Genomic DNA, 12,760 nt, shown 5'->3' with positions numbered 1-12,760 from the left:
CCTCCGGCCGCTCGTCCCTAGGATGCGAGCGAGCCGATCGGAGGACCCGTGCACCGACCCACCGCGCCCCTGGCGCTCCTGGCCTTCACCCTGCTCGCCGCGTCGGCCTGCGGCGGCGGCGTCCGACCGAGCGTCGAGCACGTCGCGGACGCGATCCGGGACGGGCGGATCTCGAGCATCGAGGCCGAGAACGCCGACTGCTCCGCCCGGGTGTTCGTGGAGTCCGACCTCTCCGACACCGCGCTCCTCGGCCTGGTCGACCGCGCCGACCGCCCGGTGACGACGCAGGACGACCGTGACGCCCTCGTCGCCGTCGAGGAGCGACTGATGGCCGAGTGCGACCTCCAGCAGGCCGCCGGCTGACCTCGACCCGCAGCCCGACCAGCGGAGGGTGTTGCTGGTCGAGTAGTCGGGTCCGGCGAGGCACGAGCCTGGGGCCGACGTATCGAGACCGCTCTGAGCCGTCGCTGGGAGCCAGCCGACGCTGGGCTGTTGCCTGGTCGTCTCGCTCCGTCGCGGCTACGCCCCACTGCGACGGCTCCACCGCGGGCACTACGCTCCTTCGTCGCGCGTGCTGCTACTCGACCAGCGGTGGGTGTCGCTGGTCGAGTAGTCGACGCTGCGACGAAGGAGCTGGCGGAGACGTATCGAGACCACTCTGGGCTTCCGCTGGGGAGCTGGTCCGCGCTGGGCCGTTGCCGGGTGGTCTCGGTACGCAGGGACTTCGCAAGCTCGTCCCTGCTCCTCGACCAGCGGAAGGGTTCGCTGGTCGAGTAGCGCGGGCGCGCGAGGGACGAGCGTCGCCGGTGCGTATCGAGACCACTCTGGGCTTTCGCTGGGAGCCAGCCGACGCTGATCCGTTGCCGGGTGGTCTCGATACGCAGGGACTTCGCAAGCTCGTCCCTGCTACTCGACCAGCGGAAGGGTTCGCTGGTCGAGTAGCGCGGGCGCGCGAGGGACGAGCGTCGCCGGTGCGTATCGAGATCACTCTGGGTTGTCGCTGGGAGCCAGCCGACGCTGGTCCGTTGCCGGGTGGTCTCGATACGCAGGGACTTCGCAAGCTCGTCCCTGCTACTCGACCAGCGGAAGGGTTCGCTGGTCGAGTAGCGCGGGCGCGCGAGGGACGAGCGTCGCCGGTGCGTATCGAGACCACTCTGGGTTGTCGCTGGGAGCCAGCCGACGCTGGTCCGTTGCCGGGTGGTCTCGCTCCGTCGCGGCTACGGCCCTCGTGCGACGGCTCCACCGCGGGCACGGCGCTCGGCAGGGGCACGGAGTGTTCACCCGGCAGGCCTGGACGGTGTCGGACCCCCGGCCTAGGTTGAGCGTGTCATCCACGTCACATGATTCGGGGGGATCATGCACCGCACTCCACGTCCACGACTCGTCCGGCTGGCCGCCGTGTGCGCCGGCCCCGTGCTGGCCCTGGGTCTCGTCGTCGCGCCCACCACGGCGCAGGCCGTCACGTACGTCGCGCTCGGCGACTCCTACTCCTCCGGGCTCGGCACCCGCTCCTACCTCGACGACGGCACCGAGTGCCGACGCTCGGCGCAGTCCTACCCGGCGCTCGTCGCCGCGGCCCGCGGCTGGTCGCTCGACCTGCGTGCCTGCTCGGGGGCCACGATCCCCGACGTCCGCGCCGCCCAGCTCGGCGCGCTGTCGACGTCGACGCAGAAGGTCACCCTCTCCGTCGGCGGCAACGACGCCGGGTTCGCCGACGTCCTCACCGAGTGCGCCCTGCCGGCGTGGGCCAGCGACTGCGACGCCGCGATCGACCAGGCGCAGGCCACCATCAGCGGCACGCTGCCGTCGGCCCTGTCGTCGCTCTACGCCCAGATCGGGTCGCGTGCGCCGTCCGCCGACGTGGTCGTGGTCGGCTACCCGCGGGTGTTCATGGGGGAGGACTGCAACGCGCTCACCTGGTTCTCGCCCGAGGAGCAGACCCGACTTAACGCCACCGCCGACCGGCTCAACAGCCTCCTGGCCGCGCGTGCCTCCGCCGCGGGGTTCCGGTTCGCGAACCCGACGTCGGCGTTCACGGGGCACGCGGTCTGCGACGACCCCGAGTGGCTCAACGGCCTGTCGAACCCGGTCGAGGAGTCCTACCACCCGAACGTCGCCGGCCACCGCGACGGCTACGCGCCGCTCGTCGGTGCCCGGGTCGCCTCGACGTCGGTGCGCATCACCGCGGCCACCGAGGAGCAGGCCGAGCAGGACGCCGACGTGCTCGCCGACCGCGCTCGGCGGCACACCGCGGCCGACCGGCGCATCGAGCCGCAAGAGTTCCAGGCACCCGACCTCGACAGCCCCCAGGTCCAGCGTGCTGCGCGCCGGCTCGGCATCGACACGTCCGACCGGGCCGAGGTGGACCGCTTCGACCGACGCTTCGCCGCGCGCTGAGCGACGCAGCGCTCACACCCAGATCGGGGCGCCGTCGGCCGGGTCCTCCGGGAGCCGGACGGCGGTGCCCTGCGCGACCCGCCGCGCCGACCATGCGGCTGCGCCGGCGTCGAGCAGGTCGTCGAGACCTGCACCGCGGGGTGCGACGCGCGGCAGCGTGAGCCCGACCTCGGCGAGCAGCGCCCGCCGTCGCGCGGCACCGTCGGCGGTCTTCTTGCGCTCCAGCAGCGGCTCGCCCGCGAGCTCCGCGAAGCTCGACTCCGGGTGCACCTCCTCGACGCGCACCTCCGGGCGTCCGGCGAGCCACGCACGCGCGTCGCGGATGGCCGGGAACAGGCCGAAGGCCTGACGGCTGAGCCCCAGCCCCATCGCCTCCCGGTTGAGCCGGTTCGCCGCCGCGTAGTCGGGCGCGTCGATCGCGGCCGAGGACGGGGACCCGAACACCGTCGACGCACGTCCCGGCAGTCGCCGACGAGCCTCCCGCTCGGCCGCTCGTGGTGCGTCCGTCGGCAGGTGCAGGGGGATGTCGACGCCCACCACGTCGATCGGCCCGTGGGCGGCGACGAGACCTCCCACGAGCTCGAGCATCGTGCCGGCGACGAGCACCGCGGGCTCGTCGTCGTCGGACCAGTGCACGCCCACCCATCCGGCGCGGCAGCCGTCGACGCCGACCACGGCCCCAGCGGCGGGGAGGGGTGCGGGCGACGTCACGGCTGCATCGTGGCACGGCCGGCTCGTGGCGGCCCGGTTCCGTGGGCGCCGGACGGCAGAATGGGGGAGTGAGCCTCTTCCGCGACCAAGGTGTGGTGCTGCGCACCCACAAGCTGGGCGAGGCCGACCGGATCATCACGCTGCTCACGCGTCAGCGCGGACTGGTCCGCGCCGCCGCCAAGGGGGTGCGCAAGACGTCGTCGCGGTTCGGCGGCCGCCTCGAGCCGTTCATGCACGTCGACCTGCAGCTCGCCGAGGGGCGCACGCTCGACGTCATCACCCAGGTGGTCACCCTCTCCGCGTTCGCCCGCGACCTCGGTCTCGACTACCCGGCCTACACCGCCGGCACCGCCATCCTCGAGACCGCCGAGCGCCTCACCCCGCACGACGGCGAGCCGGCGGTGCAGCAGTACCAGCTGCTCGTGGGCGCCCTCGCCGCGCTGTCAGCACGTCGGCAGCCGCCCAGCACGCTGCTCGACTCCTACCAGCTGCGTGCGCTGGCGGTCGCCGGCTACGCGCCGAGCTTCTCGGCGTGCGCCCGGTGCGGGCTGGAGGGTCCGCACCGCAACCTGCACGTCCCGTCCGGTGGCGTGCTGTGCGACGGCTGCCGGCTCCCGGGCTCGTCGGCACCCCCCGCCGTCACCCTCACGCTGCTCGCGGCGCTGCTCGCGGGCGACTGGCCGGTCGTCGAGCAGGCCGACGACCGCACCCGACGGGAGGCCGCCGGTATCGTCAGCGCGTACCTGTCGTGGCACCTGGAGCACGGACTGCGCTCCATGGGGCACGTCGACCGCTGAGAAACGCCCTGGAGCCATGACCCCCGCACCCCGCCGTCCCCCGAGCGCCCGCCCGGCGCCGCGCGCACCCGAGCCGCACCCGTCGGGCGCGCGCCCGCCCCAGCTCGAGCCGCACCAGGTGCCTCGGCACGTCGCGGTCGTCATGGACGGCAACGGCCGCTGGGCCAAGGAGCGCGGCCTGCCCCGCACGGAGGGCCACAAGCGCGGCGAGTTCGCTCTGCTCGACGTCGTCAAGGGCGCCATCGAGCTCGGCATCGAGGCGGTGAGCGTGTACGCGTTCTCCACCGAGAACTGGAAGCGCTCGCCCGAGGAGGTGCGCTTCCTCATGGGCTTCAACCGCGACGTCGTTCACCGACGGCGCGACGAGATGCACGCGCTCGGCGTCCGGGTGCGCTGGGCCGGGCGTCCGCGTCGGCTGTGGCGCAGCGTGATCAACGAGCTCGAGCACGCCGAGCGGCTCACGCGGCACAACGACACCCTCAGCCTGACCATGTGCGTCAACTACGGCGGACGCGCCGAGATCGCCGACGCCGCCGCGGCGCTCGCGAGGGACGTCAAGGCCGGCAAGGTCGACCCGGACCGCGTCACCGAGCGCACCTTCGCGCGCTACCTCGACGAGCCCGACCTGCCCGACGTCGACCTCTTCTGGCGCACCTCGGGCGAGCAGCGCACGAGCAACTTCCTGCCGTGGCAGTCGGCGTACGCCGAGCTGGTGTTCTCCGACATCGCCTGGCCCGACGTCGACCGGCTCGCCCTGTGGGCCGCGGTCGAGGAGTACGCCCGACGTCAACGACGGTTCGGATCGGCATGACCGGACCAGGAGGAGCCCCTGTGCGAGGACCGAAGGCGTCGCCCCGACGCCTGCTGACCGACTGGACCACCACCGCCGGCGTGGCCGGCGACGGTCTGGCCGCGCTCGTCGCCGCGGCGGACTCGGTGGCCGACGCGATCCACCTGGCCACGCTCGGCTACGAGGTGTTCGTGCTCGACGCGGTCACCCCCGACGACGCCGCCCCGCCGCGCGTGCACGTGGTCGACGTCGCCGCGGCCGACGTCCCCGATGCGTGGCACGGGCGGTTCGCCCTGGTCGTGGCCGACGCGTCGACGTCGGCCCAGGTCGTCCCCTGCGTCGCCGAGGCGGGCCTGCTGGTCGTCGTCGACGACGCGCCGGCACCGCCCGACCTCGCGCCCGGGCTGGTGGCGGTCGCGGTCGAGGTCGGGCCCGACCCGGACGCCCCGTCCGTCGAGCGCTTCCGCGCGGTGCACGCCCGACTCTGAGCCGCGTCTTCTACGATCCCGTCATGCGCCTGCGTCGAACTGCCGCCCTGCTCGCCCTGACCGCCTCCGTCGCCCTCAGCGGCTGCGGTGGCGACGACTCGTCGGGTTCGAAGGACGACGCCGACGGATCGGCGTCGACGGGCGGGTGCGACTGGGTGCGTGGGGGAGAGGCGGCCAAGAAGGTCGACCCGCCCGCGGCCGACGCGAAGCCCGCGACGTCGGTGGTGCTCACGATCAACGGCGCCGAGGTGCCGGTCGAGCTGAACACGAAGGCACCCTGCGCGGCGACGTCGTTCACCTCGCTCGCCGAGCAGGGCTACTACGACGACGCACCCTGCAGCCGCGTGAGCGACCCCGCGCAGGTGCCGTACGGCATCCTCCAGTGCGGCGACCCGACCGGCACGGGGAGCGGTGGCCCGGGCTACTCCTTCGCCGACGAGCTCACCGGCGACGAGAGCTACCCGGCAGGCAGCGTCGCGATGGCCAACGCCGGCCCCGACACGAACGGGTCGCAGTTCTTCCTGAACTTCGCCGACTCGCAGTTCCCGCCGGACTACACGCTGCTCGGCACCATCTCGCCCGAGGGGATGACGGCGCTGAAGAAGGTCGTCTCCGTGGGCGCCGAGGGCGGCGTGGGCGACGGCGCCCCCGCGAAGCCGGTCACCATCGAGTCGGCCCGTCCGGTCGAGTAGCCGCCGTCCCCGCTCGGTAGGGTCGGGGCATGCGTGTTGCGAGGTTCGCGGGGGACGACGACCCCCGATTCGGTCTGGTCGGCGACGAGGACGGGACGCCCACGATCGCCGTCCTGAAGGGTGATCCGCTGTACGCGGGCTACGAGCTCACGGGGCAGAAGATCGCCGTCGACGACGTGCGGCTGCTCGCGCCCGTCATCCCGCGCAGCAAGGTCGTGTGCGTGGGCAAGAACTACGTCGCGCACGCCGCCGAGATGGGTGGGGAGGTGCCCGCCGAGCCGCTCGTCTTCCTGAAGCCGAACACGAGCGTCGTCGGCCCCGGCGACCCGATCGTGTACCCGGCGCAGAGCTCGGAGGTGCACCACGAGGCCGAGCTGGCCGTGGTGATCGGGCGCATCTGCAAGGACGTGCCCGTCGAGGACGTCGAGAAGGTCGTGTTCGGCTACACCGCCGCGAACGACGTGACCGCCCGCGACCTCCAGCGCACGGACGGCCAGTGGGCTCGCGCGAAGGGCTTCGACACCTTCTGCCCGCTGGGCCCGTGGATCGAGACCAACCTCGACCCGTCCGACCTGCGCGTCACGTGCGAGGTGGGCGGCGAGCTGCGCCAGGACGGTCGCACGAGCGACATGGTCTTCTCGGTGGCCGACATCGTCGCGTACGTCTCCTCCTTCATGACGCTGCTGCCCGGCGACGTCATCCTCACCGGCACGCCCGAGGGCGTCGGACCCGTCCAGGTGGGCGACACGGTGAGCGTGACCGTCGAGGGCATCGGCACCCTCTCCAACCAGGTGGTCTCCCATGACTGACATCAGCACGGCGTCGATCCCGACGGTCGGCGACGACGTGCCCGTCGTGGCCCGGTTCTGTCCCTCGCCCACCGGGAACCCGCACGTCGGCATGGCCCGCACGGCGCTGTTCAGCTGGGCCTACGCGCGGCACCGCGGCGGTCGCTTCGTGTTCCGCATCGAGGACACCGACGCGAGCCGTGACAGCGAGGAGTCCTACGACCTGCTCGTCGACGTCATGCGCTGGCTGGGTCTTGACTGGGACGAGGGCGTCGAGGTCGGGGGCCCGAACGGGCCGTACCGCCAGAGCCAGCGGATGGACGTGTACGCCGACGTCGCGCAGCGTCTGCTCGACGCCGGCCTGGCGTACAAGGCGTACGACACCGCCGAGGAGCTGGAGCAGCGTCGCGATGCGGCCCGTGCGGCGGGTCGTCCCAGCGGCTACGACGGCCTGCACCGCGACCTGACCCCCGAGCAGCAGGCGGCCTACGAGGCGGAGGGCCGGCAGCCGGTGATCCGGTTCAAGATGCCGGCCAAGGACTGGACGTTCGACGACCTCGTGCGCGGGCCGATCACCTTCGGCGCCGACAACGTGCAGGACTTCGTGATCGTCCGTGCGAACGGCCAGCCGTTGTACACGCTGACGAACCCGACGGACGACGCGCTCATGGGCATCACGCACGTCCTGCGCGGCGAGGACATCCTCAGCTCGACGCCGCGCCAGATCGCGATGTACGAGGCGTTCGCGCAGATCGGGCTCGGTCACGGCATGGTCCCGCGCTTCGGGCACCTGCCGTACGTGACGGGTGCAGGCAACAAGAAGCTGTCGAAGCGCGACCCGGAGTCGAACCTGCTGGGCTACCGCGACCAGGGCTTCCTCGCGGAGGGTCTGCTGAACTACCTGGCGCTGCTCGGCTGGTCGCTGCCGGCGGTCGACGGCGTCGAGAAGGACGTCTTCACGCTCGAGGAGATGGTGCAGGCGTTCGAGATCTCGCGCGTCAACCCGAACCCGGCGCGGTTCGACCTCAAGAAGTGCGAGGCCATCAACGGCGACCACGTCCGGCTGCTGTCGGACGAGGAGCTGCGCGCCCGCCTGGTGCCGTTCTTCGTGGCGGAGGGCCTCGTGCAGGACCCGCCGACGGAGTCGGAGGCGGCGATGCTCGCGGCGGCCGTGCCGCTCGTGCACGAGCGGATGGCGCTGCTGACCGAGGCGGTGGCGATGCTGCGCTTCCTGTTCGTCGACGACGCCACCTTCACGATCGACGATGCCGACGCTGCGAAGCAGCTCGACGAGAAGGGCCTCGACGTGGTCCGGGCCGCGCTCGCGGCGCTGGAGTCGATCGGCGCGACGGTGGAGTGGTCGACGCCGACGATCGAGGGTGCGCTGCGCGCGGCGCTGATCGACGACCTCGGGCTGAAGCCGCGGGTCGCGTTCGGTCCGGTGCGCGTGGCGGCCACGGGGAGCCGGATCTCCCCGCCGCTGTTCGAGTCGCTCGAGCTGCTGGGCCGCAAGCGCACCCTGGAGCGGCTGCGCGCCGTCGTCTGAGACCGGCCGACGTCGTCGAGGGACCCGGTTTGAGAGTCCGAGACGACGTCGGGTAAGGTTTCTCCCTGGTTCGGACACCGGTCGAGAGAGCGGGATCCGATACCCCCATGGGGTATGGTGTAATTGGCAACACAGCGGTTTCTGGTACCGCCATTCTAGGTTCGAGTCCTAGTACCCCAGCGAAGATCGGGCTCGCGCCCGGTCCGCGCCCCGTTGGTCTAGCGGTTATGACGCCGCCCTCTCAAGGCGGAGATCGCCGGTTCGAATCCGGTACGGGGTACGAGACAGTCACGACGCGCCTCGGCGCGCCAGTGCTGCTCACATGGTCCCTCGTGGACCGTGGCCCCGTTGTGTAGCGGCCTAGCACGCCGCCCTCTCAAGGCGGTAGCGCGGGTTCGAATCCCGTCGGGGCTACCAGCACCACCCCAGACCCCCTGGCCCTCGGCCGGGGGGTCTGGTGCGTCCGCTCGTCCTTCGGCAGCGTCGGCGCGGCGTCTCGTCGAGCTGCGGCTGCGGCTGCGCGGCTCGTCTCTCGAGAGGGGCAGCGCTGGCGCGGCTCCGCGTGGGTGTGGTCTCCGAGAGGGCCTCGACCGGGCTGCCGGGCGGACAGGCGGCTCGGGTTTCGGGCTATGGGCCGCGTAGGACGCAGGAATCTGCGTTTGCGCTGGTCATTGGTGGATCTGCCACCCTCTGAGCGCTCTCCAGGTGGCAGATCCACCGCCGGCGGGGCGAGACGTCGCAACGATGCTTCCTTCTCGTGGACCGTGCCACGAGAAGGGAGAAGCGCTGCCCACCCCACCCCCAAGGTCACCCACGATCCTTCCCTCGCGCGCTGGAGCCCGGACGCTTCTGCGTTTCCGACGGGATCCCGTAGCGAACGCAGAAGCCCTGGCTCCCGACGCACGAACGCAGAATCGTGCGTCCCACGAGGGTCACAGCCCGAGGACCCAGACCAGCGCGCCCGCCAGCCGCCCGGTCGAGGCCCTCTCGGAGACCACACCCAGCGCCAGCCGAGCAGCGCACCAGCAAGCCCAGACCCGCGCAGGCAGCGCACCCGCAGGACGCGCCCCCCGACGGGTGGTCGAGCGCCTCACCCGCCGCCCCTAGGGTGGACCCATGCCTCCTGCTCGCATCGCCGTGCTCATCGACGCCGACAACGCACCCGCCTCGAAGATCGGCGCGATCCTGTCGCAGGTCGCGAAGTCGGGGAACGCGCACGTCCGGCGGGCGTACGGTGACTGGAAGAACTCGCACCTGAAGGGGTGGGAGAGTCGACTGCAGGAGTTCGCGATCGCGCCGGTGCAGCAGTTCGCGTACACGAAGGGCAAGAACGCGTCCGACATCGCGATGGTGATCGACGCGATGGACCTCCTGCACGCCGGGGTGGCCGACGGCTTCGCGATCGTCTCGAGCGACGCCGACTTCACGCCCCTCGTCATGCGGCTGCGCCAGTCGGGCGCCGAGGTGCTCGGGTTCGGCGGGGAGAAGGCGCCCAAGGCGTTCCAGAACGCATGCTCGACGTTCTACAAGCTCGAGACGCTGCGCGAGGACGACGACACCGACGACGACGTCGAGGACGTCGAGGACGTCGTCGAGACCGGTGAGACCGGCAGCGCCACGGTCGACACCGCGAAGGCCTCGGCCGGTCGCACCACGCGGCCCGGTCAGCGGGTCGACGCCGCCACCCTCAAGAGCGACCGTCAGCTCGTGCGCATGCTGCGCACCGCGGTCGACGAGGCTGCGGACGACGACGGGTGGGCCCAGCTGTCGCAGGTGAGCGACCAGATCCGCAACCAGTCGTCCATCCAGCCCGGCAACTACGGCTACGCCAAGTTCAGCGGCCTGATCGAGGCGATCGACCTGTTCGAGGTCAAGCGCGACGGCAAGGCCGTCATGGTGCGCCGGAGGAAGCGCGGACGCTGACCCAGCACGGCCACGTCCGAATCCCGCCAGAGACCTCAGGTCCGCCCAGGCAGGATGGGGGCGTGGACGACGTCGAGGCGCAGTACCGGGCGGTGAGCTCGCGCGACGAACGGTTCGACGGGGTGTTCTTCACCGCGGTCCGCACGACCGGCATCTACTGCCGTCCGTCGTGCCCCGCGCGGACGCCACGGCGCGAGAACGTCGAGTTCCACCGCAGCGCCGCGTCGGCGGAGGCGGCCGGCTTCCGCGCCTGTCGACGCTGCCGCCCTGACTGCACGCCCGGGTCGCCGGAGTGGGACGTCCGCGCCGACGTCGTGGGCCGCGCGGTCCGGCTGGTGCGCGACGGCGTGGTCGAGCGCGAGGGCGTGCCCGGTCTCGCGAGCCGGCTCGGCTACAGCGAGCGGCACGTCACCCGCATGCTCACCCAGGAGCTCGGCGCCGGGCCGCTCGCGCTCGCGACGTCGCAGCGCACGCGGACGGCGCGGGTGCTCGTCGAGACGACGGACCTGTCGATGGCCGACGTCGCGTTCGCGTCCGGGTTCTCGTCGGTGCGTCAGTTCAACGACGCGTTCCGGCGGGCCTTCGCGCGGACGCCGACCGAGCTGCGTGCCCACGGGTCAACGGGCGCGCACGGGGGCGGTGCGCTGCGCCTGCGGCTCGCCGTCCGCCAGCCGTTCCACGCCGACGCGCTCGCCGGCTTCCTGGCCGATCACGCCGTGCCCGGCCTCGAGCGGGGCGAGGGGCGACTGTTCGCGCGCGTGCTCACCCTGCCCCACGGGAACGGTGCTGCCGAGATGGTCCTGCACGACGACCACGTCGCCGTCCGGCTCGAGCTCGCCGACCAGCGCGACCTGACCGCGGCGGTCGCCCGGCTGCGTCACCTCCTCGACCTCGACGCCGACCCCGCGGCCGTCGACACCGCGCTGGCCGAGCCGGGCCCGCACGCGGTCGACCTGGCCGACCTCGTCGCGTCCCGCCCCGGTCTGCGGGTGCCGGGGACGGTCGACGCCGTCGAGACCGCCGTGCGCACCGTGGTCGGGCAGCAGGTCTCCGTCAGCGGAGCCCGCACGGTCCTCGGCCGCGTCGTGGCGACGGCGGGGGAGCCCGTGACCTTCGGCCTCGCGCACGAGCACGGCCTCACCCACGCGTTCCCGGCGGCCGGGGCGCTCGCCGCGCTCGACCCCGAGACGCTCCCGATGCCGCGGTCACGCGGACGCACCGTGGTCGGGCTCGCGCACGCGGTCGCGGCAGGCGACCTCTCGCTCGACGTCGGCGTCGACCGGGACGAGGCGAGCCGGACGCTGCTCGCCCTCCCGGGCATCGGACCCTGGACGGTCGGCTACGTCCGGATGCGCGGGCTCGGCGACCCAGACGTCCTCCTCGACACCGACCTGGTCCTGCGCCGCATCCTCGACGCCCGCGGCGCGACGGACGACGACGTCCGGCGCTGGAGCCCCTGGCGCTCCTACGCCGGCATGCACCTGTGGACCGAGCACCTCGCCCGCCAGGCCGAGCAGCGCACGAGAGGATCGAGAGCATGAGCACCCGATGGATCGACTCACCGATCGGAGGCCTGCGGCTGCACGTGTCGGCCGGGCTCCTCACGAGGATCGAGTTCGACGCGGAGCCCGTCGGCCGGCGGGTCGCCGACCCCGTCCTCGACCTCGCGGAGGAGCAGCTGGCCGGCTACTTCGCGGGGGAGCGGCACGACTTCGACCTGCCGCTCGCCAACGACGGCACCGAGTTCCAGAAGAAAGTGTGGGGCGAGCTGCGCCGGATCCCCTACGGCGAGACCGCGAGCTACGCCGACGTGGCGCGACGTCTCGGCTACGAGCCGGTGGTCTCGCGCGCGGTCGGCGCGGCCAACGGCGCCAACCCGCTCCCCGTCGTCGTGCCCTGCCACCGGGTGGTCGGCGCCGACGGCTCGCTCACCGGCTACGCGGGCGGTGTCGAGCGCAAGCGCACCCTGCTCGCGCTGGAGCGCCCCGGCCTGTTCTGACCGGGGCGCTCCCCGTCCGAGGCTCAGACCTCCTCGGCGAACACCACGCGGTTCTCGGTGTAGCGGCCGATGCCGCGGTCGTACGGACCGGTGCAGGTGATCAGCCGCAGCTGGGAGTCGCCCGTCTCGCCGTACACGTCGTCGGTCGGGAACCGCCCGTCCTGCGGCACGTCGCGCACCTCGGTGATCTCGTAGGTGCGGCGCTGGTTGCGGGTGTCGACGACGCTGACCTGCTGGCCCACCTGCAGCTCGGTGAGCCGCGCGAAGACGGCCGGTCCCGTGCGTGAGTCCTTGTGGCCGGCGATGACCACCGGCCACGACTCGCCCGGCTTGCCGCCGCCGGTGAACCAGCCCACGCGGGCAGGGTCCTCGGGCACCTCCAGCTCGCCGCTCGCGTCGTCGATGCCGAGGTCGACGAGCTCCTCGTCGAGACCCAACGTCGGGATCGTGACGCGCCGTGGGGGAGCCGCTGCGCGCTCGGTCGCAGGGCTCGTCGGAGCCGCGGCGGTCGCCGAGGCGCTCGGCGTGCTGCGCTGAGGCTGCTCGGGCGCCGCGTCCTGCCCGCCGCATCCCGAGAGGAGTGCGACGAGCAGGACGGCCGCGGCGAGGCGGGTGCGCTCAGGCACCCT

General features: G+C 72.6%; 13 protein-coding genes and 3 tRNA genes. 14 read left to right on the top strand and 2 right to left on the bottom strand.

The window, feature by feature from the left end; translation table 11 throughout:
- Positions 1-48: 48 nt before the first annotated feature.
- Together NH339_RS08195 and NH339_RS08190 are read left to right on the top strand one after the other, a co-directional pair.
- Entirely contained in the window at positions 49-363 is a 315-nt protein-coding gene (locus NH339_RS08195; protein ID WP_253024260.1) for a hypothetical protein, read from the top strand.
- 993 nt (positions 364-1,356) lie between these two features.
- Positions 1,357-2,397: an SGNH/GDSL hydrolase family protein gene (locus NH339_RS08190; protein WP_253024259.1), complete on the top strand. Its 1,041-nt coding sequence runs from the start codon at positions 1,357-1,359 to the stop codon at positions 2,395-2,397.
- A gap of 12 nt (positions 2,398-2,409) precedes the next feature.
- On the opposite strand, the gene NH339_RS08185 is transcribed toward NH339_RS08190, so the two are convergent.
- Complete coding sequence (locus tag NH339_RS08185) at positions 2,410-3,108, bottom strand: DUF429 domain-containing protein (protein WP_253024258.1); 699 nt, start codon at positions 3,106-3,108, stop codon at positions 2,410-2,412.
- Between the two features lie 68 nt (positions 3,109-3,176).
- On the opposite strand from NH339_RS08185, the gene recO reads away from it, so the two are divergent.
- The 12 genes from recO to NH339_RS08125 all read left to right on the top strand — a co-directional run bounded on the left by recO (position 3,177) and on the right by NH339_RS08125 (position 12,131).
- The gene (gene recO / locus NH339_RS08180; protein ID WP_253024257.1) at positions 3,177-3,905 is read left to right on the top strand and encodes a DNA repair protein RecO; all 729 of its coding nucleotides are present in this window, start codon (positions 3,177-3,179) and stop codon (positions 3,903-3,905) included.
- A 16-nt stretch (positions 3,906-3,921) separates the two neighbouring features.
- Positions 3,922-4,716: an isoprenyl transferase gene (locus tag NH339_RS08175; protein WP_253024256.1), complete on the top strand. Its 795-nt coding sequence runs from the start codon at positions 3,922-3,924 to the stop codon at positions 4,714-4,716.
- A gap of 20 nt (positions 4,717-4,736) precedes the next feature.
- Complete coding sequence (locus NH339_RS08170) at positions 4,737-5,183, top strand: hypothetical protein (protein ID WP_253024255.1); 447 nt, start codon at positions 4,737-4,739, stop codon at positions 5,181-5,183.
- 23 nt (positions 5,184-5,206) lie between these two features.
- A complete protein-coding gene (locus NH339_RS08165) occupies positions 5,207-5,875 on the top strand; it encodes a peptidylprolyl isomerase (RefSeq protein WP_253024254.1) in 669 nt (222 codons plus the stop codon).
- Between the two features lie 29 nt (positions 5,876-5,904).
- Complete coding sequence (locus tag NH339_RS08160; RefSeq protein WP_253024253.1) at positions 5,905-6,684, top strand: fumarylacetoacetate hydrolase family protein; 780 nt, start codon at positions 5,905-5,907, stop codon at positions 6,682-6,684.
- A complete protein-coding gene (gltX, locus tag NH339_RS08155) occupies positions 6,677-8,209 on the top strand; it encodes a glutamate--tRNA ligase (protein ID WP_253024252.1) in 1,533 nt (510 codons plus the stop codon). Before NH339_RS08160 ends, gltX begins: the two co-directional genes overlap by 8 nt.
- A 108-nt stretch (positions 8,210-8,317) precedes the next feature.
- Positions 8,318-8,389: transfer RNA gene (locus NH339_RS08150), tRNA-Gln, on the top strand.
- Positions 8,390-8,416: 27 nt separating this feature from the next.
- Positions 8,417-8,489, top strand: a tRNA-Glu gene (locus NH339_RS08145).
- 61 nt (positions 8,490-8,550) lie between these two features.
- Positions 8,551-8,626, top strand: a tRNA-Glu gene (locus NH339_RS08140).
- A gap of 699 nt (positions 8,627-9,325) precedes the next feature.
- Complete coding sequence (locus tag NH339_RS08135; RefSeq protein WP_253024250.1) at positions 9,326-10,132, top strand: NYN domain-containing protein; 807 nt, start codon at positions 9,326-9,328, stop codon at positions 10,130-10,132.
- Positions 10,133-10,194: 62 nt separating this feature from the next.
- Complete coding sequence (locus tag NH339_RS08130) at positions 10,195-11,673, top strand: Ada metal-binding domain-containing protein (protein WP_253024248.1); 1,479 nt, start codon at positions 10,195-10,197, stop codon at positions 11,671-11,673.
- Positions 11,670-12,131, top strand: coding sequence for a methylated-DNA--[protein]-cysteine S-methyltransferase (locus tag NH339_RS08125; RefSeq protein ID WP_253024246.1), 462 nt, complete (start codon positions 11,670-11,672; stop codon positions 12,129-12,131). Before NH339_RS08130 ends, NH339_RS08125 begins: the two co-directional genes overlap by 4 nt.
- 23 nt (positions 12,132-12,154) lie before the next feature.
- Here the strand turns inward: NH339_RS08125 and NH339_RS08120 are convergent.
- The coding region (locus tag NH339_RS08120) for a class F sortase (protein WP_253024244.1) at positions 12,155-12,760 on the bottom strand (606 nt) is incomplete at its 5' end.

The sequence above is a fragment of the Aeromicrobium sp. CnD17-E genome (genome assembly GCF_024124745.1).
In the GTDB taxonomy this organism is placed as follows: Bacteria; Actinomycetota; Actinomycetes; order Propionibacteriales; family Nocardioidaceae; genus Aeromicrobium.
The sequence above is the reverse complement of the archived record's forward strand: the minus strand, read 5'-3'. Positions and strand labels throughout refer to the sequence as shown.

Excerpts from the sequence above, each read along its gene's own strand:
- NH339_RS08190 (WP_253024259.1), top strand. The coding sequence starts at position 1,357 with ATGCACCGCACTCCACGTCCACGACTCGTCCGGCTGGCCGCCGTGTGC.
- NH339_RS08175 (WP_253024256.1), top strand. The coding sequence starts at position 3,922 with ATGACCCCCGCACCCCGCCGTCCCCCGAGCGCCCGCCCGGCGCCGCGC.
- NH339_RS08165 (WP_253024254.1), top strand. The coding sequence starts at position 5,207 with ATGCGCCTGCGTCGAACTGCCGCCCTGCTCGCCCTGACCGCCTCCGTC.
- NH339_RS08160 (WP_253024253.1), top strand. The coding sequence starts at position 5,905 with ATGCGTGTTGCGAGGTTCGCGGGGGACGACGACCCCCGATTCGGTCTG.
- gltX (WP_253024252.1), top strand. The coding sequence starts at position 6,677 with ATGACTGACATCAGCACGGCGTCGATCCCGACGGTCGGCGACGACGTG.
- NH339_RS08135 (WP_253024250.1), top strand. The coding sequence starts at position 9,326 with ATGCCTCCTGCTCGCATCGCCGTGCTCATCGACGCCGACAACGCACCC.
- NH339_RS08125 (WP_253024246.1), top strand. The coding sequence starts at position 11,670 with ATGAGCACCCGATGGATCGACTCACCGATCGGAGGCCTGCGGCTGCAC.